The sequence below is a fragment of the Brenneria goodwinii genome, from assembly GCF_002291445.1.
Lineage (GTDB): Bacteria > Pseudomonadota > Gammaproteobacteria > Enterobacterales > Enterobacteriaceae > Brenneria > Brenneria goodwinii.
Genome location: NZ_CP014137.1, coordinates 3,170,713 through 3,194,627 on the forward strand (window position 1 = coordinate 3,170,713; position 23,915 = coordinate 3,194,627).

The 23,915-nt window shown below is 58.7% G+C and carries 14 protein-coding genes; 7 read left to right on the top strand and 7 right to left on the bottom strand.

Features of this window, described 5'->3' with window-relative positions; translation table 11 throughout:
* Positions 1-291 precede the first annotated feature (291 nt).
* The 3 genes from ACN28R_RS14115 to ACN28R_RS14125 all read left to right on the top strand — a co-directional run bounded on the left by ACN28R_RS14115 (position 292) and on the right by ACN28R_RS14125 (position 5,798).
* Positions 292-1,470 (top strand): sensor histidine kinase, encoded by a 1,179-nt coding sequence (locus ACN28R_RS14115; RefSeq protein WP_048636004.1) that lies wholly within the window; start codon positions 292-294, stop codon positions 1,468-1,470.
* Positions 1,471-1,569: 99 nt separating this feature from the next.
* Positions 1,570-2,712: an efflux RND transporter periplasmic adaptor subunit gene (locus tag ACN28R_RS14120; protein ID WP_095834734.1), complete on the top strand. Its 1,143-nt coding sequence runs from the start codon at positions 1,570-1,572 to the stop codon at positions 2,710-2,712.
* Positions 2,709-5,798 carry an efflux RND transporter permease subunit gene (locus tag ACN28R_RS14125; protein WP_095834735.1) on the top strand — a complete coding sequence of 1,030 codons (3,090 nt, stop codon included), beginning with the start codon at positions 2,709-2,711 and terminating at the stop codon, positions 5,796-5,798. Before ACN28R_RS14120 ends, ACN28R_RS14125 begins: the two co-directional genes overlap by 4 nt.
* 116 nt (positions 5,799-5,914) lie before the next feature.
* Here ACN28R_RS14125 and ACN28R_RS14130 read toward each other — a convergent pair whose 3' ends face one another.
* Positions 5,915-6,133: a hypothetical protein gene (locus ACN28R_RS14130; protein WP_095834736.1), complete on the bottom strand. Its 219-nt coding sequence runs from the start codon at positions 6,131-6,133 to the stop codon at positions 5,915-5,917.
* A gap of 459 nt (positions 6,134-6,592) precedes the next feature.
* Between ACN28R_RS14130 and ACN28R_RS14135 the strand changes: the two genes are divergently transcribed.
* Positions 6,593-7,969, top strand: a complete 1,377-nt coding sequence (locus tag ACN28R_RS14135; protein WP_048636008.1) for a PTS transporter subunit EIIC — start codon at positions 6,593-6,595, stop codon at positions 7,967-7,969.
* Complete coding sequence (locus ACN28R_RS14140; protein ID WP_095834737.1) at positions 7,966-9,396, top strand: glycoside hydrolase family 32 protein; 1,431 nt, start codon at positions 7,966-7,968, stop codon at positions 9,394-9,396. Before ACN28R_RS14135 ends, ACN28R_RS14140 begins: the two co-directional genes overlap by 4 nt.
* A gap of 265 nt (positions 9,397-9,661) precedes the next feature.
* Here ACN28R_RS14140 and gss read toward each other — a convergent pair whose 3' ends face one another.
* A complete protein-coding gene (gene gss, locus ACN28R_RS14145; protein WP_095834738.1) occupies positions 9,662-11,533 on the bottom strand; it encodes a bifunctional glutathionylspermidine amidase/synthase in 1,872 nt (623 codons plus the stop codon).
* A 289-nt stretch (positions 11,534-11,822) separates the two neighbouring features.
* Here gss and yghU point away from each other — a divergent pair, with 289 nt between their 5' ends.
* Positions 11,823-12,689: a glutathione-dependent disulfide-bond oxidoreductase gene (yghU, locus tag ACN28R_RS14150; RefSeq protein WP_095834739.1), complete on the top strand. Its 867-nt coding sequence runs from the start codon at positions 11,823-11,825 to the stop codon at positions 12,687-12,689.
* Between the two features lie 853 nt (positions 12,690-13,542).
* Here yghU and ACN28R_RS14155 read toward each other — a convergent pair.
* Genes ACN28R_RS14155 through ACN28R_RS14170 form a run of 4 tightly spaced genes read right to left on the bottom strand, consistent with a single transcriptional unit; the run spans position 13,543 to position 22,462 of the window.
* Positions 13,543-14,961, bottom strand: a complete 1,419-nt coding sequence (locus tag ACN28R_RS14155) for an efflux transporter outer membrane subunit (protein ID WP_183096781.1) — start codon at positions 14,959-14,961, stop codon at positions 13,543-13,545.
* A gap of 5 nt (positions 14,962-14,966) precedes the next feature.
* Positions 14,967-18,059: an efflux RND transporter permease subunit gene (locus ACN28R_RS14160; protein WP_095834740.1), complete on the bottom strand. Its 3,093-nt coding sequence runs from the start codon at positions 18,057-18,059 to the stop codon at positions 14,967-14,969.
* 3 nt (positions 18,060-18,062) lie between these two features.
* Positions 18,063-21,251, bottom strand: a complete 3,189-nt coding sequence (locus ACN28R_RS14165) for a multidrug efflux RND transporter permease subunit (RefSeq protein ID WP_095834741.1) — start codon at positions 21,249-21,251, stop codon at positions 18,063-18,065.
* Complete coding sequence (locus ACN28R_RS14170) at positions 21,248-22,462, bottom strand: MdtA/MuxA family multidrug efflux RND transporter periplasmic adaptor subunit (protein ID WP_095834742.1); 1,215 nt, start codon at positions 22,460-22,462, stop codon at positions 21,248-21,250. Before ACN28R_RS14170 ends, ACN28R_RS14165 begins: the two co-directional genes overlap by 4 nt.
* A 478-nt stretch (positions 22,463-22,940) precedes the next feature.
* Here ACN28R_RS14170 and ACN28R_RS14175 point away from each other — a divergent pair, with 478 nt between their 5' ends.
* Positions 22,941-23,423 carry a hypothetical protein gene (locus tag ACN28R_RS14175; RefSeq protein ID WP_220701759.1) on the top strand — a complete coding sequence of 161 codons (483 nt, stop codon included), beginning with the start codon at positions 22,941-22,943 and terminating at the stop codon, positions 23,421-23,423.
* A gap of 42 nt (positions 23,424-23,465) precedes the next feature.
* On the opposite strand, the gene ACN28R_RS14180 is transcribed toward ACN28R_RS14175, so the two are convergent.
* Positions 23,466-23,900, bottom strand: coding sequence for a GNAT family N-acetyltransferase (locus ACN28R_RS14180; RefSeq protein ID WP_236840140.1), 435 nt, complete (start codon positions 23,898-23,900; stop codon positions 23,466-23,468).
* Positions 23,901-23,915: the final 15 nt, after the last annotated feature.

Sequence of the window (23,915 nt, forward strand, 5' to 3'; positions counted from 1 at the left end):
GTCCCTTCATGAAATCTTGATAATTCATTCAGCATCACTTGATTTTGTAATGCGAAGATCGATCTGCTGGCATCTATCAAAACGGCGGCGAACAATTATAGAAAATCATGCGGTTATTTCAATTTCAATTATTTTTACGGGTGGTTAGTGAAAAACCTAGCATAACCCCGAGATCATACCGGGTAAATGCAGCGACATATTATGGATCATTTTCTTTGTGAAGATCGCCGGCATCACCAACACCCATGCTCCGCGCAATGTGCGAGGCGTCGGTTATAGGCTCCGTCATCCATGAAAAATACTGAATATCATTCCCTCTGGCGCTGGATATGCGTCCGTATACTGGCGTTGGCTATCGGCACGGTGATTGTCATCGCGCTGTGTATGTGGCTGCGCTTCGCCATCCAGAATATCTGGGTGCTGCATCACATGCCGCCGGCGCTGCGGGAAGAATTCGAGGTGCTGCGCCAGCACCCTGAAACGAACCTGGCCCGCTTTCACCAGATTGTCGATACCTGGTGGGGAGTGAGCTATTCCGAACCGTCCATCGTCTCCGCGGACTGGCTGATGGTGGGCGTGCTGGTGGTGGTCATGATCCCATTTATCGTCGTTATGGGGTTAAAGAGCGCGCGCCCGCTTTCGGTCCAGTTCAGCCGCCTGGCCGCGGCCTCCGAAGCCGTCACCCGGGGGAAATTCGGCACGCAAGCCGAGCTGGTTGAAAAGGCGCCGACGGAGATGGCCCGCTTCGCCCGCGATTTCAACGCCATGACGCATCAGCTTGCCCGTTATGAGCATGAAATGCGGGCGTCGCATGTGGCGCTGGCGCATGAACTGCGTTCGCCGCTAACGGCGGCAATCGGGCGGCTTCAGGGCGTGATTGACGGGGTATTCCGCGCCGACGGGCAACAGTTGGGGATGGTGATGAAGCAACTCCAGCATCTGAATCGCCTTATTGACGAACTTCACCTGCTTTCTCTGGCCGAAGCGGGCAGACTCGAACTCGATCGCCGCATACTGAATCTGGCGGAACTGCTGCGGGAACGCGCCGCCTGGCTCAAGCCCCAGTTAGAAAAAGCCGGTATGTCGATCCGTGTCATTGCCGACATGCCTTGTACCTACGTGGGAGACGCGTTTCGCCTGGGGCAGGCCTTTACCGTTCTGATGGAAAACGCGCTGCGCTATGCCAGCGAAGGCAAGCGGCTGACCATCAAAGTGCGGCCTGCCGGTAAGGGCTGCCAGATCGCCTTTCGCGACTATGGCCCCGGCGTGGATGCGGAATTTTTATCCGGCATGTTCGAACGCTTTACCCGCGCGGACTCATCCAGAGCCCGCCACTCCGGCGGCAGCGGCCTTGGCCTGTCGATAGCCCGCGCCATCTGCGCGGCGCACGGCGGCAGTATTCACGCCGCGCTGCCGGCGGACAAGGGGTTGCTCATCACCATCCATCTGCCGGAAACCGGCGACATATAACGACAAACTCATCCCCCTTGATGAATCCTTGATGAAACATAAACGGAATTTCGGCACAGGGTTGATTGAATGGCGCCATCTTGATTCAGGGGAAGCATCATGTCAAAACACCTTGCCACTTATGCACGCTATGCGCTGCACAGGATTATCACCCCTATCCGCCGCCTGCGGCTACCGTCGGCCCGGCCTCTGCTCTATCTGGCGCCGCTGCTGATTGTCGGTTGCGGGGACCCTGATACGCCTAAAAACGTAGCGCCCCGCCCGGTGCGCTACATCGCCGCGCCGCAGCCCTCTAGCTCGACGCCGCTTAACCGCACCAGCGAGATCCGCGCCCACGATGAAATCTCCTTGAGTTTCCGGCTTGACGGACGGCTCCTCACCCGCGTGGCCGACGTAGGCGACCGCGTAGACAAAGGCCAACTGTTGGCCACGCTGGAGAGCGATACCGGCCGCAATCAACTCAGCAGCGCACAGGCCGAACTGGACAGCGCGCGCGCCGCCGAGCGCGTGGCGGCGGCGAACCTGCATCGCTTGCAGTCGCTGATGCCGTCCGGCGCCATTGCTCGGGCGCAGTTGGACACGGCGACATCGGACTGGCAGGCGGCGGTATCCCGCCGTCAGAGCGATGAAGCGGCGCTGAAAAACGCGCAGGACAATCTGGCGTGGACCCGGCTGACCGCTCCGCAGGCAGGGGTGATTACCAGCGTCAGCGCCTCCGCCGGTCAGGTGGTCAGCGCCGGGCAGGCTATTTTCACCTTTGCCGCCGGCAACGGACGCGATGCCGTATTAGACGTTGCCGATCCGCAGGCGATCGCCCGCGTCAAAGACGGCGCGTTCACCGTCTCTCTGCTGACGGATCCCAGCGTCAATACCACCGGCCGCCTGCGCGATATCAGTCCGCAGGCCGATCCCCAGACCCGAACCTGGCGCGTGCGGATTGCGCTGGATAATCCGCCGGACGCCATGGCGATGGGCGCCAGCGCGCAGGTGCAAATGCCGCTATCCGGACCGGGAATGATTGCCCTCCCCGCGTCGGCGCTGACCCGCACCGGCGACAAACCGGCGGTATTCGTCGTGGATGATGCCATGCGGCTTCATCTGCGTCCGATTGCGCCGGCAAGCTACAGCGCCGCATCGGTATTCATCGCCAGCGGCATTCAGCCGGGCGAAAAAGTGGTCACGGCGGGCGTCAGCAAGCTATGGGACGGTGAAACGGTCAGCCTTGGAGAGGAAATGCAATGAATGCCGCTGATTTGAAAAAATCATTTAACCTCTCGGCCTGGGCGCTGAAAAATCAGCAGTTGGTGAGCTTTTTTATGCTGCTGATCATGGTCGCCGGCATCATCAGCTACGACCAACTGCCGCGTAATGAGGATCCGGCCTTCACGATTAAAGCCGCCGTGGTCACCACGCTGTGGCCGGGCGCCACCATTGCGGACACCACCAATCTGGTGACGGACACGTTGGAAAAGAAGCTGCAGGAAACGCCTTATCTCGATTATGTGGAAAGCGAAACCCGGGCCGGTCAGTCGGTCATCTTTGTGAACCTGCGCGACGATACGCCGCCGGCCAAGGTGTCGGATATCTGGCATCAGGTGCGCAATAAAATGCAGGATATCGCCCCCTCGCTGCCGCAGGGCGTGCAGGGGCCCGCGGTGAACGACGAGTTCGACAATACCTTCGGCACGATTTACGGTTTTACCGCCGAGGGCTTTACATCGCGCGAGCTGCGTGACCGGGTAGAAGACGTCCGGCGCAGTCTGATGTCGGTGCCGGACATCGGCAAAATCAGTCTGGTGGGCGAGCAGGAAGAGCAAATCGTTATTGCATTTTCTCCGCGCAAACTGGCCGGTATGGGGCTGGATCTGCAACAGGTGACCGACGCGCTGAAGGCGCAGAACGAGGTCGTGCCGACCGGCGAACTGCGAACGGCAAAAGAGAATATCGCGCTGCGGGTCAGCGGCGCGCTGAGTTCGGAGGAGAGCCTGCGCGCCGTCACCCTGCGTATCGACGGACGTTACCTTCCCCTGACGGATATCGCCGCCATCAGCCGCCAGCCGGTGGAACCGCCGGCGCCGGCGTTCCAGGTCAACGGCAAGCCCGCCATCGGCCTGGCCATTTCGATGGCGTCGACCGGCAACATGCTGCGTTTTGGGCAGGCGATCAACGAACGGATGGCGGATATACAGGCGCAGTTGCCTCACGGCATCGAGATGACCACCGTTGCCGATCAGTCGACCGTGGTGAAACAGGCGGTCAGCGGCTTCGTCAGAGTGCTGATCGAAGCGGTGGTGATTGTGCTGGCCGTCTCATTCGTCTCGCTGGGACTGCGGGCCGGGCTGGTGGTGGCCGCCGCCATTCCGCTGGTGCTGGCCATGACCTTCGCCGTTATGATGCTGTGCGGTATCGGGCTACAGCGTATCTCGCTGGGGGCGCTGATTATCGCGCTTGGGTTGCTGGTGGACGACGCCATGATAACCGTCGAAACCATGGTGGCCTGCCTGGAAAAGGGCGATGACCGCTGGCGCGCCGCCACCTACGCGTTTGAAACTACGGCATTTCCGATGCTCACCGGTACGCTGGTGATGATCGCCGGTTTTATTCCGGTCGGTTTTGCCGCCTCCAGCGCCGGCGAATACTGCTTTTCCCTGTTCGCCGTCGTGCTGATCGCCCTGCTTTGCTCATGGATCGTCGCCATCCTCTTCTCGCCGCTGACCGGGGTCTGGATTTTACCGCGTACCCTCAACGGTCAGGCGGGGGAAAAAGCGCGCCGGCCAGGGCGCCTGATGCGTTTTTACAGCGGCCTGCTGGCGCGGGTGCTGCGCCATCGCGTGGCGACGCTGGCTATCGCGCTGGCCGTTTTCGCGCTCTCGGTATTCGGCACCGCCTTCATGGAGGGGGAATTCTTCCCGGCCTCCGATCGGCCCGAATTGCTGGTCAGCCTTTCCCTGCCGGCCAACGCCTCGCAGACGGAAACGACGCGGCAGGTAACCCGGCTCGAACGGCTGCTGGAGGGGAACGACGATATCGACCACTACTCGACCTATATCGGCACCGGCGCGATACGTTTTTATCTGCCGATGGACGTACTGCTGGATAATGAAAATACCTCTCAGTTGGTGATCGTCGCCAACAGTCTGGAAGCGCGCGATCGCCTAAGCCGGCAGTTGAACAAGATACTGGCCGAGCAGTTCGACAATATCACCACGCGCGTTTCGCCGCTGGAGCTGGGGCCGCCGGTCGGCTGGCCGGTAAAATACCGCATCAGCGGCCCGGATTACGCCAGAGTGCACGATTTCGCCCAGCAACTGGCGGGCATCATCGGACAGAATCCCGCCGCGCGCGAGGTAAACCTGACGGCGGGAGAGCCGGAACGGGTCATCACGCTCAAAGTGAATCAGACGGAAGCGCGGGCGGCGGGCGTTTCGTCCAGCAGCGTGGCTGAAACGCTGCATACCGTGTGGGCCGGCAGCGCGATCACCACCGTGCGCGATCGCAACCGGCTGATCGACGTAGTGCTGCGCGGCGACGATGCCGAACGGCTGGATACCGGCAGTCTCCAATCCCTGATGATTACCGCCTCGACAGGGCAGAAAGTGCCGCTGAGCCGGGTCGCCACACCAGTATGGGGCGTGGAGGATCCGGTGATATGGCGACGCCAGCGGCTGCCGTTTATCACCGTTCAGACCGATCTGGCGCCGGGGATGAATGCCGTCGCGGTCTCTCAGGCGCTGCTGCCCGACGTCAATGCGCTGCGCGACGCCCTGCCGTCAGGCTATAGCATTGAGGAAGGCGGCACGGTAGCCGAATCCGATAAAGGCAACAGTTCGGTCTATGCCGTATTGCCGGTCACGCTGTTCGCCATGCTGGTGCTGCTGATGATCCAACTGCAGAAATTTACCCGCATGCTGCTGGCCGTGCTGATGGCGCCGTTCGGCTTACCTGGGATCGTCGCGGCGATGCTGCCCACGGGTACGCCGATGGGCTTTGTCGCCTTGCTTGGCATCATCGCTCTGGCCGGCATGATCATTCGTAACGCCGTCATTCTGATCAGCGAAGTGGACAGCAATACGAGTCAGGGGCTGGACCGGGAAGAGGCGATTATCAAAGCATCAAAACACCGCGCGCGTCCGATACTGTTAACCGCCTGCGCCGCCGTGCTGGGGATGATCCCGATTTCGCATCAGGTCTTCTGGGGGCCGATGGCCTATGCCATCATCGGCGGGTTGCTGGTCGCCACGCTGGTTACGCTGACCGTGTTGCCGGCATCGCTCAGCCTGGTCATGCAGGCCGAAGAAAAAAGCGCCCGCGCGCCGCAAGGAGAATAAATGGCGCACCGGCTTCCGGCAGTTCCTTTTTCGCGGGGCTGCCGGGCCATGTCGCCCGGTTGCATATATTCCCGATAAACATCCCGCCGCATCGTCGTGTGACCGCGTACTCACCGCTAGTTCACAATTTCAATACGAATCAACCGGCTGTCGGCGCGTCCGCGATCGTCCACCGCGCGGATGCGATACTGCCCGTTATCGATCGGCCGCCAGTCGATATGCCCGACGATCGGTTTAATGACGCGGCCAAACAAGCCGAGAACCAAACCGAGCGCGCGAAAAAGGCCTTTTATCAGGGTAAAAGGTAGACGAAGTAAGAATTTGAGTAAATCCATTTGTCGCTTACACCTAGTCTCTGTGCTCCATGAGCGGAAATTGTATTTTTATTGAATACAAAATATTGCGCGAGATATCCGCCGGTAAAAACCGGCATGATTGCGTAAAAGTGTAATAACCATCTGACTAAAAAACCATTGTGCGCTACGAACAATCGTCTGTTTTTACATAACGGCATGGCTATTTTTCGCGGGCTGAAAAACCTGCCTGAGCGCCGGATTAAGCCGCCCATCATCCACGGCAAACCGTCGGTATCGCGAACTTCAGATGCGACGGACGATCACCGTTTCTTCCTTTCGATAACGCCGTCAAAGCGGCGAATCCGCGCCTTACCAAACTGTACCGGAAAGCGATTATGTGTTTACATACATTAGTTTAAGATGTTATTTGTGACCTATTTCACTATTTTACAAATTTAAAGTTCACTTTTTTTAAAGCTAAAGTTTCCGAGGGAGTTCATGGATTATAAGCAGGTAGCCCGGCAGCTCGTTCCGTTGATGGGCGGCAAGGATAACATTGCTTCGGCCATCCACTGCGCCACACGACTTAGGGTAGTACTGGAAGACGAATCAAAACTGGATCTTAACGCGATTGATGCGATAAAGGGAGTAAAGGCAAGTTTTCGTAAGGCGGGGCAAGTACAGGTTGTATTCGACAGCAGTGTGATTAACGATGTTTACGACGCATTCGCTCACGCAGCCATGATCGATGACTCGACGCAAAAAGAAGAAGCCTCGCAAAATGCCGTAAAAAATCTCAGCTACTTTCAACGCATAGCCAGCACCTTGTCCAACGTTTTCATCCCCATTATTCCTGCGATTATCGCCTCCGGCCTGTTGATGGGACTGATGAGCCTGATTAGAACCTACGGCTGGCTGGATTCGAAAAACGCCATTTACGTTTTGCTGGAAATGTTCAGTTCCTCCGCCTTTATCATCCTGCCGGTGCTGATTGGATTTACCGCCGCCCGCGTATTCGGCGGAAACCCGTTTCTCGGCGCCACCATCGGCGGGATCCTGACGCACCCGACGCTGGCGAACGTCTGGGGCGGATTAGGCAGTTACCATACGTTGGACTTCTACGGGCTGCAAATCGCCATGATCGGCTATCAGGGAACGGTGTTTCCGGTGCTGCTGACCGTCTGGTTTATGAGTTTTATCGAGAAGCGCCTGCGCCGTATCGTTCCCGATCTCGTCGAGATCGTTTTCGTGCCATTCCTCACGTTGATCATTTCCGGTTTTGTCGCGCTGCTGATTATCGGCCCGGCGGGCCGCATGCTCGGCGACGGCATCGCCTATGTGCTGACCACGCTGATTGCCCAGACCGGCTGGATTGCCGGGGTGATTTTCGGCGGCCTCTATTCGGTGGTGGCGATGACCGGCATCCAGAACAGCTTCCACGCCATTGAAGCCGGGCTGCTGATTAATCCGAATATCGGCGTCAACTACCTGCTGCCGATTTGGTCAATGTCCAATGTCGCCCAGGGCGGCGCCTGTCTGGCCGTCTGGTTCCGCACCCGCGACAGCAAAATACGCAAGATCGCCATTCCGGCCGCCTTCTCGGCAATCATTGGTTCAGTTGAGGCTGCGGTATTCGGCGTCAATCTGCGTTTTGTGAAACCGTTTATCGCCGCCATGGCCGGCGGCGCGATCGGCGGCGCCTGGGTGGTCTACAACAAGGTTTACGCCACCGGCGTGGGTCTGACCGGCCTGCCGGGGCTGGCTATTATTCAGGCCAGTTCGTTAGTCAATCACTTGATTGGTCTGGCCATGGCTTTCGGCCTGCCATTTTTTATTACTTTACTGTTCAGCTATAACGAAAAGGGCGACCAATGAGAGAAAAACACCTCCTCAAGCAAACGCTGCTCGCGGTGATGAAAGGTCATCAGCGTACCCCATCCGACCACCACCGCCCGCTGTGGCACCTGTCCCCGGTGGTGGGATTAATGAACGACCCGAACGGCTTTATTCAGTTCCAGCAACGTTACCATCTGTTCTATCAATGGAATCCGCTGGCCTGCAACCATAACACTAAATTCTGGGGCCACTGGAGCTCTGCCGATCTGGTTAACTGGCAACATGAGCCGGTCGCCCTCCTGCCGAGCGAAGAGTTCGATATCGACGGCTGTTTCTCCGGCTCCGCGGTGGATGACAACGGGCAACTGGTGCTGATCTATACCGGCAACGTGATGCTTGCCGACGACGACCGTACCGCCTGGCAGTGCATCGCCCGGCAGAATGCGCAGGGTGAGTTCGAGAAGCAGCCGGTGCTGGGTCAGCCGGAGGGCTACACCGGCCACGTGCGCGATCCGAAAGTCTGGCGTCATAACGACAGCTGGTACATGGTGCTGGCGGCGCAGGATCCGCAGTTGCAGGGTAAGGTGCTGCTGCTGAAATCGCCCGATCTGGTGAAATGGACGTTGATGGGCGAGATTGCCGGCAGCAAGGTGCGCGACAACGGCGAATTCGGCTATATGTGGGAGTGCCCGGATCTGTTCCACCTTGATGGTCACGACGTGCTGATTACTTGCCCGCAGGGCGTCGCAGCTGAAGAGCGGCGTTACCTGAACCAGTACCAGTGCGGCTATCTGCTCGGCAAGCTGGATTACGCCACGGGCGACTATCCGCACGGGCCGTTTCACGAACTGGACAGCGGTCACGAATTTTATGCGCCGCAAACCACCCTTACCGACGACGGCCGCCGTCTGCTGATAGGCTGGATGGGCGTGCCTGACCAGGATGAGTTTGAGCAGCCCACCCTGCAACACGGCTGGGTGCATATGATGACCTGTCCGCGCGAGCTGAGCGTGCGCGCAGGCCGCCTCTGCCAGAAACCGGCGCGCGAACTGCAGGCGCTGCGCGCTGCGCACCGGCAGGCCGGCGGACGCGCCGACTCGCTGCCGACCCTTGACGCCCATAGCGCCGAGATAGCCTTACAGGTCAGCGGCAACTTTCAGGCGAACTTTGGCGCTACGATGTGGCTGACCTGCGATGAACAGGGCATTACGTTGAGCCGTCAGGGACTGCGTAACGGCGAGGAAGAGAAGCGTTACTGGCAAGGCAAGGTGGAGAAACTACAAATCCTCTGCGACAGCTCCAGCCTGGAGATCTTTATTAATGACGGGGTCGGCGTTATGTCCTCACGCTATTTCCCAACCGCGCGCGCCGAGGTGACGTTTAGCGGCAGCGCCGAGATCGCTCTCAACCACTGGCAATTAAAGGAAAGCCAGACGGGCGCCCCGCTGGCCGACCTTGACCGGTAAAACCGCCTGCCCGTAACGGGCCGAAGACTAACGGCCTAATCAACCCGGTGATGGTGGGAGCCATCCCACCATCACCGGCGTCTCAGACTGTTGACAAACCTATCTGCGGAACCAGAACGGTGAGAATGGGATAGAAGAGTAAAGCGTCCGCGCCAGGGATGGCGCGGCCCGAGCTTACAGGGACGTATTTGCGGCGTCTTTACGATCTCCCCATTCTCACTGCTCGACGCACTTTGTCATCAACCTCTGACGCCGTTCGGCGTCTCTACTGCGGGTTGTCTTTCAGCACAATCAGCGGCTCAATATCGCTCTCTTTTTTGATCACCAGCGAATCATCGCCGCGCAGGCAGGTTCCGCCATAATTGCCGCCGACGGTAAAGGTACATACCTGAATGTATTTCCCGGCGACATTGGGCAGGCACCACAGCTGCTGGTAGATATTTTTCCGATCGACGAACTTGCCGGACGTCTTATCGAGCACTTCATCATGGTGGCTGACCAGGTCAATGTTGCTGCCGCAGCGCCCGGAAATCGGCTTGACCGCATACCCGGTTTTCGCCAGTTCTTCATTCACCTCAAAATCGGTATCCAGCAGATAGCGATGATGCGGGAACAACGACCAAAGCACCGGCAGAATCGCTTTATTGCCGGGGATCACCGTCCACAGCGGCTCAAAAACCATCACTTCAGGACGCATCAGCACGTCAATCAGGCGAACCTCGTTATCCGGTCCGCCGGTACGGATCGGCACCGCCGCAAATTCGGTTTCGCTGACCTCGCGCACCTGTTCAATGACGGTTTCCCAGGCCCATGTTTTCCAGACGCAGTTCACCAGCCGGCCGTCGCCATCAATAAGCCGCCCGGCGGCATCCCAGCGCAGCTCATCAAGCCCGTAAAGGATTTTGCTCTCGAAACCGGCCTGCGTCAGCGCGCGTTGCATAAACCCGGCGTGGTAATTCTCCTCCAGATCCTTGTCCTGCATGATGTGGACGAAGGGTCTCGCCAGGCTGTGTTTCCACGCGCCGGTCAGTTCGCCGAGCAACTCTTCCGCCGGATTATGTCCTTTGCCGGGGTATCCCTGACGAACCCACTGTTCGAGGATCAGCCCGCCTTCGGTATGGCAGGAAGCGGAATCCGCATTGTATTCATAGACTTTCAGGCCGCGCTCGTCCATGCAGAAATCCATGCGGCCGGTAATCATATCGTGCCGGCGCTGCTGCCAGGAGAGGCGTAAACGCGGCCAGAGAATTTTGGGAATATCAAACAGCGCCAGCAAATTGTCGTCTTTCATCACCTTATCGGTCGCGTGCAGGTACATCAGATGCAGCTCATTGGTCGCCTTGATCAGCTCCTGCTCGGCGTATTCGGTGATAGTGAAATATTGATAGGGATCCTTGTTGATAATGTGGCCGCCATTCGCCTGCACATAGGCCATCTGCAAGGGATCCTGCTCGTTCAGCCACTTGCCGGCGAACTGGCCCCGCTTATCCAGCCGCGCGCCGTGAATGGCTAACGCCGCTCCGGAGATAGTCGGCTGCGGCTGGCTGTGCGCCGTATCGTCGGTCTGAATCATCCAGCCGAGGATGGTGGTGTCATCAAAGGTGTCGTGAATGGTGTAATGGCCGTCGCGCACTTCCAGCGTCAGTTCGCGGGTCCACTGCTGCCCCTGCGGCAGCAGCGTGTGGGTCACGTTCTGCTCGGCGATGCGAACTTTATTGCCCACGAGCTGGGTAATCACCGCCACGTGGCCGGTCTCGTAAAACTCGCCGCCTTTGTGCCAGATAAGCAGCGAACCGGCTACCGGCGAACGGAGAGAACCATTGGCAAAGGCCTGTAAAGGCAGGATATTGTCATTAACAACCTGGCGCAAAAAGCGCAGAGAGAAGATTTCATACGCCATGCCGACGTCGGTAAAAACCACGCCGTAGTTCAAAAACAGAAAACGGCGGGCGAACTCGACGCATTGCCACTTATGCCCCATATATTCGTTGTCGATATAGCTGCGAAACGAGGCGTCGCCCGGCATGCTTTTCGGATCAAGGCTTCTGTAATTTGATGAATAAATCGCTACGCCGCCTGGCGCGTACCCCAACAGCGTTCCAAACGGGGCGTCACTACCTGTTGTTCCTTTGCTCATTGCCTGACCTCAAATTAATGCAGCCCGGACAGTTGACTGTGAAACCCTCTATTATCCCGTCCAGGCAATATCCGACAGAGGTGGATTTATGATAGCACTCATTCAATCTGATAATGACGCGAGGCCGGAAATTTCGCTTCTGGCGCCAGGCTCGCCCCGCCAGCCCGTAATGCTTAACACCTCTCATTATGCTTTGCGATGTTAAAGATTATGCTTTGTATTGTTAAACGCATTCGCCAGCGCCTGCTAAACTGCCTGAATACATCAACAACCAACAAGGCAGGGCATCATGTCAGAGAGCAGCTATCAACCGCCGAAAGTATGGGAGTGGAAGCAAAATAACGAAGGCGCGTTCGCCAACATCAACCGCCCGATTTCAGGCCCGACGCATGAGAAAGCGCTTCCTGTCGGTACGCACCCGCTCCAGCTCTACTCGCTGGGCACGCCCAACGGCCAGAAAGTGACGATAATGCTCGAAGAGTTGCTGGCGCTTGGCATCACCGGCGCGGAGTACGATGCCTGGCTGATTCGCATTGGCGAAGGCGATCAGTTCTCCAGCGGTTTTGTCGACGTTAACCCTAATTCAAAAATTCCGGCGCTGCGCGACCACTCCAGCACGCCGCCGATCCGCGTGTTTGAATCCGGCAATATCCTGCTCTATCTGGCGGAGAAGTTCGGCCGCTTCCTGCCGAAAGATCCCGCCGGGCGCACCGAAACGCTGAACTGGCTGTTCTGGTTGCAGGGTTCCGCACCGTACCTTGGCGGCGGTTTCGGCCATTTTTATAACTACGCGCCGGTAAAAATCGAGTACGCCATCAACCGCTTCGCCATGGAGGCCAAACGCCAACTGGATGTGCTGGATAAACAACTGGCGCGCGGCAGATACGTGGCGGGCGACGAGTACACCATTGCGGATATGGCTATCTGGCCGTGGTACGGCAACCTGGTTTTGGGCAACGCCTACAACGCGGCGGAATTCCTTGATGCCGGCAGCTATAAAAACGTGCTGCGCTGGGCGAACGAGATCGGCAGCCGTCCGGCGGTCAAACGCGGACGCATCGTTAATCGCACCCATGGCCCGCTCAATGAGCAATTACATGAGCGCCACGCCGCCAGCGACTTCGATACCAACACCGAAGATAAACGTCAGGCGTGAGCGCCGTCAGCAAAGCAACCCCCACCCGCCTCCCCCTTGTCAGGGGAAGGAGATACCGCCGGATTTGCCCCCTCCCCTGAGACTGTCTCTTAGTCACAAATGTAGGGGCTATGACGGGGTTTGCCGTTATCCGGCGTAAGAAATTATGCTGAGGATATAGCAGGCTTAGGATGAGCCGCACGGACGCGGCGAAAGCTTGCGCCACGTATGGAACGTGTCCAAGCGGTCCGTTAAGCCTGATACCGACGAAGGCATCGCGCAGCGACATAATTTAGCCGCAAGCCGGGGTTCATAGGGGGCTGGCGTTTGAGCCCCCTATGTCGGGCGCGTGCTACGACATGGCATAGAAATGGCAGCATTGTGGCGCACGAAACGGTCTCTGCGCCCGCATAAAAATGTGACTAAGAGACAGCCCTTGACAAGGGGGAGCCGGGGTGGGGTTAGAACCAGAAGATTTATCAACAGCCTAAACCGGGCGCTTATCGCTTGGTTCGCTCATTTCCAAACGGATCCGTGAAAGACCCAACGCGCGACGGCGGCGGAAGCGGATCCCCGCCTACTGCCGCAGATAGGGTGATAATCATTTGCAGTCAAGACGCTTTTATCCACCCGGTTATCCACTGTCATGCCCGCGCAGGCGGGCATCAATCAATGGCTATTCACGGTTTCAGCGGCAGATTCCCGCCTACTACCGCGGGAATGACGGGGTGGAGACCACAGGGAATGACAAGGGTTGGGGCCGCAGGGAATGACAGGGTTGGGGCCACAGGGAATGGCAGGAAGGGAGTGATGCCCGCAGGCGGGAGAGTGCCGGCGAGCCGCCGGCAGTCGTCGTCGCTACTCGGAAAAACCGCTACGGCGCCAGCGTGTCGGCGTCCCAGCCGCCGCCCAGCGCGGCGATCAGTTCGACGCTGGCCACCCACTGCGTGCTTTGCAGCGACAGCAGGCTTTGCTGCTGGCTCAGGCTGGCGTTTTCAGTGGTGGCGACATCAAGGTAGTCGATCATCCCCGCTTCATACTGGTTGCGCGTCACGCGGGCCGAATCCTGCGCGGCGGCGGCGGCGCGCTGCTGCGCGGCCAGCTCATCCTGCAGGGTATTCAGTTGAACCAGATAGTTTTCCACCTCGGTAAAGCCCTGCAGCACCGCCTGACGATAGCTGGCGACGCTGGCGTCATAGGCGGCGCGCGCCTGCTCCACCTGCGCCGAGGTGGCGCCGAAATCCAGCAGCGTGCCGCTCAGTTCCGGGCCGAGCGACCAGACGCGATTCGGCAGCGAAATAAGATTATGCAGCGCGGAACTGGTGAAGCCGCCGCTGGCGCTCAGCGTCAGATCGGGATAGTAACCGGCGATCGCCACCCCCACCGCCGCATTCGCCGCCGCCACATTGCGTTCGGCATAGGCGATATCCGGCCGGCGCTGTAGTAGTTCGGAAGGCAGCGCGTTTGGGATCGCCGGCATAGTTGCGGCCAGCGGCGCGGCGGCCAAACTGAACTCCGCCGGCGTTTTGCCGAGCAGCAGCGCAATCGCGTGTTCCAGTTGCGCGCGCTGCCAGACATAATCCAACGCCGAGGCTCTGGCGCTCTCCAACTGCAGTTGCGCCTGCGCCAGCGTGCTGCGCGACTCCGCCCCCGCCTGATATTTGTTGTCGATCACCTGCAGATAACGTTCATAAGCCTGCACGCTCTGCTGATACAGGGCGATCTGCTGATCCATGATGCGCAGTTGGAAATAGTCTTGCGCCAGCTCCGACTGAGCGCTCAGCGTGATGTTCGCCAGTTCCGCCTGGCTGGCCTGCGCGTTGGCTTTGTTCTCTTCCAGCGTACGGCGCAACTTGCCCCACAGATCCAACTCCCAACTGGCGCTGGCCTGCGCCGAGAAACTGTTGCCGACGGTGCGCTGGCTGGCGCCGCTGCTGCTATTGCTGCCGCTGCGGGTGCCGGAACCGGTGGCGCCGACCGTCGGGAACAGATCAGAACGCGATTCCGCCGCCAGCGCTTTGGCCTGACGGTATTGCGCTTCATACTGCGCCACGTTTTGGTTCGAGATACTGACCTGGCTGAGCAGCGACGACAGCGTGTCGTCATGGTAAACCGCCCACCATTCGCCTTTTCCGGCTTGATCCTGCGGCGCGGCCTGCCGCCAACCGCTCGCTTCCTTATACTGCAACGGCACGCTGGTCGGGGCCGGGCGCTGATAGTCTGGCCCTACGGCGCAGCCGCAGAGCAACAGTGCGAGGAAAAGCGGACTCAATGCGATAGTTTTCAGTTTCATAGGGATCATTCAACATGGCGCAAACGCTGCCACTGACGACGAGTGGCGCGGCTGGCGCGATCAAGATAGAGGTACACCACCGGCGTGGTGAACAGCGTAAGCAGCTGGCTAAGCGCCAAGCCGCCGGCAATCGCCAGGCCGAGCGGGCTGCGCAGGTCGGCATCGCCGCCGCTGCCTAATGCCAACGGCAACGCGCCGAAAAAGGCCGCCAGCGTGGTCATCATAATCGGGCGAAAGCGCATCAGACAGGCTTGCGTGATCGCCTGCTGCGGCGACATGCCCTGCTGGCGTTCGGCCATCAGCGCAAAGTCGATCATCATAATGGCGTTCTTTTTCACGATGCCGATCAGCAGCAGGATGCCAATCAGCGCGATCACCGTCAGTTGCGTGTTGGTCAGCAGCAGCAACAGCAGCGCCCCGACGCCGGCCGACGGCAACGTCGACAAAATGGTCAACGGATGGATATAGCTTTCATACAGCATCCCCAGCACGATGTAGACCGCCGCCAGCGCCGCCAGAATCAGCCACGGCATGGAGGCGGTCAGTTCGCCGAATTCGCGGGCGGTGCCGCTGTATCCGCCCTGCACGTCGGTCGGCAGGCCGATCTGCGCCATGGCGTTTTTAATCAGCGCCTGCGCCTGCTCCAGCGAAACGCCGTCCTGTAGATTGAAGGCGACGGTGCTGGCGGCGGACTGCCCCTGATGCGCCACCGACAGCGGCGCGGTGTCGCTGCTGAAGGTGACGAAGGCGGAGAGCGGCACTTGCTCGCCGTCGTCGTTGACCACCAACAGATCTTTGAGCGTGTCCGGGTTGCTGGTAAAGCTGTCGTCCAGCGACATCACCACATGATACTGGTTGAGCGTGTGGTACAGGGTGGCTATCTTGCGCTGGCTGAACGCGTTGTTCAACAGGGTATCAAGCATATTGACGTTCACCCCCATCCGCGTGGCCTTGTCGCGGTCGATATTGATCATCACTTCCTGCCCGCCGCTCTGCGCGTCGGAATCCACGCTGGTCAACTGCGGGATCTGCGCCAGCGCCGCCTGCACCTTCGGCGTCCAGATGCGCAGGGTATCGAGATCGTCCGCCTGCAGGGTGTACTGGTAGCTGGCGTTGGCGCTGCGTCCGCCGACGCGCAAATCCTGCGCCGCCATCAGGAACAGCTGCATGCCGGCGAGGCGTTGCGCCTTGGCGGTCAGGCGGTTGGCGATTTCGCTCGCCGTCGCGCTGCGCTCATTAAAGTCTTTCAGTTGCACGAAAAAGTTGGCGCTGTTGCGCGAGCCGAACGCGCCGCTGCCCATCGACGCCATCACCCCGGCCACGTCCGGATCCGCGGAGATCAGTTTGGCGGCCTGCTCCATCTTGGGCTTCATCGCCTGGAATGAGATGTTCTGGTCGGCGCGCACCATGCCCATCAGCAGCCCGGTATCCTGCGTGGGGAAGAACCCCTTCTGCACCACGGTATAAAGGAAGATGTTGAGCGCCACGGTGAGCAGCAGGCTGAACAGCGTCAGGCGCTGATGCTGCATCACCCACGCCAGCCCGCGGGCGTAGGCCGCCAGCAGTGCGCTGAGCTGATTTTCGATCCACTGGTAAAACGGATGCGGACGCCGCGTCACCGCCGGTTTGCGTTTCAGCAGCCGCGAACAGAGCATCGGCGTCAGGGTCAGCGACACCAGCATCGAGATCAGAAGCGACACCGTCAGCGTCACCGCAAATTCGCGGAACAACCGCCCCACCACGCTGCCCATCAGCAGGATCGGGATAAATACCGCCACCAGCGACAAGGTCATGGACAGCACGGTGGAACTGACCTCGCGCGCCCCTTTCAGCGACGCCCGCACCGGGCTAAGCCCCGCTTCGATATAGCGGGTGATGTTTTCCAGCACCACGATGGCGTCATCCACCACGAAACCGGTGGCGATGATCAGCGCCATCAGCGACAGGTTGTCGAGGCTATAGTCCAGCAGGTACATCACCGCGCAGGTACCGATCAGCGATACCGGCAGCGCCAACGCCGGAATAATCACCGCCTGCACGTTGCGCAGGAACACAAACACCACGGCGATCACCAACAGCACGGCGATCAGCAGCGTCTCTTCGGTATCGTACAGCGAGGCGCGTACGGTAGTGGAGCGGTCCACCACCAGCTTCAACTGCGTATCCGCCGGCAGATCCTTCTGCAGTTCCGGCAGCAGCGCCTTGACCGCATCAATGGTCTGCAGCATGTTGGCGCCCGCCTGGCGCGTCACGCCAATCATCACCGCCGGCACCTGGTTGTAGTAACCGGCCTTGTATTTGTCTTCGATCGCGTCGTACACCGTCGCCACGTCGCTCAAGCGAATCGCGCGCCCGTCCTGATAGCTGACGATCAGATTGCGGTACTGCGCCGCCTTGCCCAACTGGCCGTTGCCGTCCACCATCCACGACTGGCTGACGCCGTTCAGGATGCCTTTCGGCAGATTGGTGGTGTTATCGGCGATGGCCGCGCGCACCGTATCCAGCGATATGCCGAAATGGGTCAGCTTTTGCGGCTGGAGATCGATACGCACCGCCGGCAGCGCGCTGCCCATAAGCGACACTTCCCCGACTCCCTGCACCTGGGCGATCTTCTGGTCGATCTTGCTGTCCGCCAGGTCATAGAGTTCGCCGGGCGGACGCGTCGCGGAGGTGAGCGCCAGCATAACGATCGGCGCGTCGGAAGGGTTGGCCTTGCGGTAGGTGGGCAGCGTCGTCATGCTGCTGGGCAGCATGCTGCGGGCGGCATTGATCGCCGCCTGAACGTCGCGCGCCGCGCCGTTGATATCGCGGTTCAATTCAAACTGTAAAATGATGTTGGTGCTGCCGGACGAACTGCTGGAGGTCATTTCGGTAATACCGGCGATCTGCCCCAGCGCCCGCTCCAGCGGCGTCGCCACCGTGGCAGCCATGGTTTCCGGGCTGGCGCCGGCCAGCGAGCCGGTCACCATAATGGTGGGGAAATCCACCTGCGGCAGCGGCGCCACCGGCAGTAAACGATACCCCAGCATGCCAAGCAGCAGGATCGACAGCGTCAGCAGCAGTGTGGCGACCGGACGGAAGATAAACAGCCGTACCATGGCTTATTCTCCGCCCCGGGACTGCTGCCGGGCGTTATGCATGTAGCGTTTGCCGCGCTGCGCCAGACCGTCGAACCACAGGTAAATCACCGGCGTGGAGAACAGCGTCAGCACCTGGCTGACAATCAGGCCGCCGACGATCACCAGCCCGAGCGGCTGGCGCAGTTCCGCGCCGGAGCCGGACGCCAGCATCAGCGGCAACGCGCCGAGCAGCGCCGCCATGGTGGTCATCAGGATCGGCCTGAAACGCAGCAAACAGGCCTGATGGATCGATTCGCGCGGGCTAAGATGTTGCCGGTTCTCGGCCTCAAGCGCAAAGTCGATCATCATAATGGCGTTCTTCTTGACGATGCCGATCAGCAGAATCACCCCAATCAGCGCAATCAGGCTGAATTCAGTGCCCGCCAGCAGCAGAATCAACAGCGCGCCTACCGCCGCCGACGGCAACGTCGACAGGATGGTGACCGGATGAATAAAACTTTCGTACAGGATGCCGAGCACCACATACATGGTGAGCAGCGCCGCCAGAATCAGCCACAGCGTATTGCTGTTGGCGCTCTGGAACGCCGATGCTTCCCCCTGGTAACGCAGCGTAATGCTCGACGGCAGCGCCAGTTGCTGACTGACGTCGGCGATCGCCTGCTGCGCGTCTTCCAGCGAATAGCCGTCATTCAGGTTGAACGACACCGTTACCGCCGGGAACTGGTTCAGCCGCATATGCATCAGCGAGCCGGTGCGCTGATGAATGGTGGCGATTGACGTCAGTTTCACCATGCCGGCCGTCGCGGCGGTCGAAGACGATGAGGATGACGATGAAGATGAAGATGACGCCGATGACGAAGAAGTGCCGCTGTCGGACGATGTGGTGCTGGTCAGCCAGACATCATCGAACGACGCCGGCGATTGCTGATAACTCGGCGCCACTTCCAGCACCACGCGATATTGGTTCGACTGGGTGAAAATGGTCGACACCAGGCGTTGGCCGAAGGCGTTGTACAGCGCGGTATCGATATCTGACGCGGTGATGCCGTAGCGCGCGGCCTTGTCGCGATCCATCTCCACATAGGAGACCTGCCCCTGATCCTGCAGGTTACTGACCACTTCGCTGAATTCAGGCCGTTTTGCCAACGCCGATACCAGGGCCGGCGACCACTTCACCAGATTTTCGCTGTCGGAGTCATCCAGCGTGAACTGATACTGGCTTGGCGTAACCTGATCGTTCACCGTCAGATCCTGCGCGGACTGCATATAAAGCTCAATGCCCGGCACGCTGCGCACCGCCTGTTTCAGTTCGGCGATCACGGCGTCGGCGCGCACGTCTCGCTCATCGAAGGATTTGAGATTAATTTGCAGACGGCCGCTGTTCAGGCTGGTGTTGTTGCCATCGATGCCGATGGTGGAGGAAACGCTCTCTACCGCCGGGTTCTGCAAAATCACGTCCGCCAGCGCCTGCTGCCGCTTGGCCATTTCACCAAAAGAGACATCCTGCGACGCCACGCTGATGCCCTGGATCAAGCCGGTATCCTGGGTGGGGAAAAAGCCTTTGGGGATTACCAGATAGAGCAGCGCCGTCAGCACGAATGTCCCCAACGCCACCAGCAGCGTCAATTTCTGATGGTTAAGCACCACCGTCAGCAGGCGATCGTAGCCATGAACCAGCTTGTCGAAAAACTCGCCGCCCTTGCGCGCAAAGCGCGACTGCTTTTCCACCGGTATGTGGCGCAGCAGATAGGCGCACAGCATCGGCGTCAGGGTTAGCGACACCAGCATCGACACCAAAATCGCCACCGCCAGCGTAATGGCGAATTCACGGAACAACCGGCCGACCACATCGCCCATAAACAACAGCGGGATCAGCACGGCGATCAGCGAGAAGGTCAGCGAGATGATGGTGAAACCGATCTGCTGCGAACCTTTCAGCGCCGCCTGCATCGGCGTTTCGCCCTCTTCCAGCCGCCGGGAAATATTCTCCACCACCACGATGGCGTCATCGATAACAAAGCCGGTGGCGATGGTCAGCGCCATCAGCGATAGGTTGTTGAGGCTGAAATCGGCCAGATACATCACGCCGAAGGTGCCCACCAGCGACAGGGGGACGGCGACGCTTGGGATCAGCGTGGCGGCGATATTGCGCAGGAACAGGAAGGTGACCATTATCACCAGCGCAATCGACAGCATCAGTTCGAACTGTACATCGCTGATTGAGGCGCGGATGGTCTGCGTGCGATCGGACAATATCTCCATTTTCACGCCTTCCGGCAGCGCCGCCTGCAACGTCGGCAGTTGGGCCTTGATGTTGTCAACCACCGAGATAACGTTGGCGCCGGGCTGACGCTGCACGCTGATGACAATCGCCGGACTGCGGTTGGCCCAGGCCGACTGATAGCTGTTTTCCGACGCCTCTTCGATATGGGCGATATCATGCAAACGCAGCGCCGCGCCGTTCTGATAGGTCAGAATCAGATTGCCGTACTCCTGCGCGGTGCGCAGCTGATCGTTGGCATCAATGGTGACCGAATGGTATTTGCCGTCAAAACCGCCCTTCGAGCCATTAACGTTGCTGTTGCTAATCAACGTATTGACATCTTCCAACGTCAATCCCCGCGCCGCCAGCGCTTTCGGATCCACCTGCACGCGGATCGCCGGCTGATGACCGCCCGCCAACGTGACCATGCCGACGCCGGAAATCTGCGACAGCTTGAGCGCGATACGGGTATTCACCAAATCCTGCACTTTGATCAGCGGCAGCGTATCCGAACTGGCGGCCAGGGTGATCACCGCGCTATCCGCCGGATTGACCTTCTTATAGGTCGGTGGATTGGGCAAATCGCTGGGCAGCAGGCTGTCGGCGGCATTGATCGCCGCCTGAACTTCCTGCTCCGCCACGTCGAGCGACAGATCGAGCGAAAATTTGAGGGTAATCAGCGACGAACCGCTGGAACTGTTGGAGGTCATCTGGCTTAGCCCCGCCATCTGACCGAGCTGCCGCTCCAGCGGCCCGGTCACGGATGACGCCATCACGTCCGGGCTGGCGCCGGGATACAGAGTGGTGACCTGAATGGTGGGATAATCGACCTGCGGCAGCGCCGAGGTCGAAAGCGCGCGATAGGCGAAGATCCCGGAGATCAGCACCCCCACCATCAGTAAGATGGTGGCGACCGGGCGCTCAATAAAGATTCGTGACGGATTCATTGAGCCTGCGCGCTCCCACCGGCGGCGGCGGTCTGCGCCGGCTCCGCCGTCACGATGCTGATTTTACTGCCGTTGGTCAGGCGATCGATGCCTTCCGTCACCACGCGATCCCCCGGTTCTACGCCGGAAAGAATAGACTGCCGATCGTCGCCGAAGCTCGGTCCGGTTTTCACCACTTTGCGCGTCACGGTATCGTCTTTATTAATCACGAAAACAAAGCTGCCGTCGCTGCTAAGCTGCAACGCCTGAGACGGGATCACCGTCGCCTGGGACAACGTGCCGATTTGCAGACGAACGTTGACGAACTGATTGGCATACAGCGCCTCATCCTCATTATCGAACAGGGCTTTTAACTGCACGGTGCCGGTGCTGGTATCAATGCTGTTGCTGATGAATTGCGCTTTGCCTTCCGCCAACACCGTTTTGTTATCCTGATCAAAGGCGGTTACCGGCATGCTCTGCCCGTTATGCAGCGCTTTCAGCAATACCGGGATATTGCTTTGCGGCACGCTGAAGGTCACCGCAACGGGTTGGGTCTGCGTGATGGTGACGATGCCGGTGGTATCGCTGCTGGTCACCATATTGCCCGCATCCACCAGCCGCAGGCCGACGCGGCCGCTAATCGGCGCGGTGATGCGCGCATATTCGATATTCAGCTTCGCGGCGGCGATCTGCGCCTCATCGGCTTTGATCGCTCCGCTGTACTGCCCGACGGTGGCGATCTGCGTATCCAGATCCTGGCGGGAGAGCGAATCCTGGGCGAAGAGTTTTTTATAACGATCCAGGGTCAGCTGCGCGCTTTTCAGCAGCGCCTGATTTTCACTGAGTTCAGCCTGATACTGCGCCAGCGTCGCCTGATAGCTGCGCGGATCGATCTGCGCCAGCAACTGGCCGGCTTCGACCTTCTGCCCTTCGGTGAAATAGACTTTCATTAACTGGCCATCGACACGACTGGTCACCGTTACCGTGGCGTTCGGCGTCACCGTACCCAGCGCGTTGAGATAGACCGGCACATCAGCCTGGGTGGCGCTTCCGGCGTGAACCAGCGTGCTTGCGCCGCCCATCATCATCCCCGGACGGCCTGGTCCGCCCGCCCGCCCCATCTCGCTCTGTCCGTGCGGCCACAGGCGCCAGACCACACCGGCGATAATCAACACTAATACGACAAGTAACAGGAGTTTCAACACTCGGGAACGCGATGGCTTTGTCATGAAAATCTTAATTGTAGTTAAAGGCGGATGCCTCTCCCGCAAGGCGGGAAAGAAAAGTGACTGGAGCTATTATCGTCAACTATGTTGGCGACTTCCATGTTTTAACCGTAATAGTTTCGTTAAGATTGTTCAGGATTTTAAGCTGCGGGAACCTTTAAAAAGGGAACTTACTCCACTTGGCTCTTACTTACTGCATACATAACAGAGACGTATATTATGGAAAAAATTTAATATGGATAAGATACCCGGCTATTCAGCAAACGCCTCATGGGCGTATTCCTATGGAAATTCCCCATCCGCCACCGGTTCATCTTCGAATATACGAGCAACGGCCTCCGGTTCTCAATGTTTGGGGTTATCCGAGCAAATCAGTGAACTAACACAGCAAATAGCTAATAGAACCCGGTTATCGACCACCGGCTACCAAACTGCGATGGATCGAATAAACCATGCCCACCGACTGGATGCCAACACTCTGATGACAATGCGCAGAGCCGAGCAATATACACAGGCGGCCAAGCGGGCTTACCCGACAGAAACGCTAAAACAACTGGCGACGTTGCAACAACAATATATCTACCGCACCGCCAGCGATGAACTGCGCGGCGCAATTGAAATGTCGCCGGAACAGCTCACGGATTGTCTGCAAAAATGCCGCGAACAGGGATTTTCCAATTGTGATATGCAGGCTCTCGAAGTCGGGCTGCACTTACGATATGGTTTAGGTTTGACTGATTTCAGCATCGTCAGCAACCATAAACTCAGTCATAACTATGTGGTTTTCCCCGCAAACGATACTTTCCCCAAAGGGGCGATCGTCGATTCCTGGACCGGACAAGGCGTTGTGGAATTAAATATGAAAAATAAACTGAAGTTTATGCATCATGAGGGAAACTATCATGTTAATGAAAATATGCATAACTGGATAGAAAATGACGGCTCCCTATATGTGCTTTCGTAATGAATTTCGTTTAATAACGGTATTTTTAGTCAGTTTGCCAGCTTAATCGGCAAGATAGCCAACGCCTCTGAGCCGTTCTATTTCCTGCGGGTTGGCATAGACCATGCCGGTCGCCAGAATATGATAGCCATACTTTTTATAGAAGCCGATTTTATCCGGCACCGAATAGATAAAGGTTTTCCCATATTGGGATAACGTCGCCATAATCTCGTTCATTAATAGATTGCCATACCCCCGGCCCTGATATTCGGGCGATATCGCCACGTCCGCCAGGTAGGATGCGTAGGTAAAATCGCTGATGGCGCGCGCCGTGGCGATTATTTGGTTATCGGCATAGCCAAGCCAATAAAATTGGCTGTTTTGATACGCCTGTTTTAATTTAACCGCGTCTCTGTCACCCAACCTGGCGCGGCGTAACAGGGCAGCCAGCGCCTGCCAGTCAATGTCGGGCGCATCACTTTTTTTAACGATTAGCATACTCATGTTCCACGT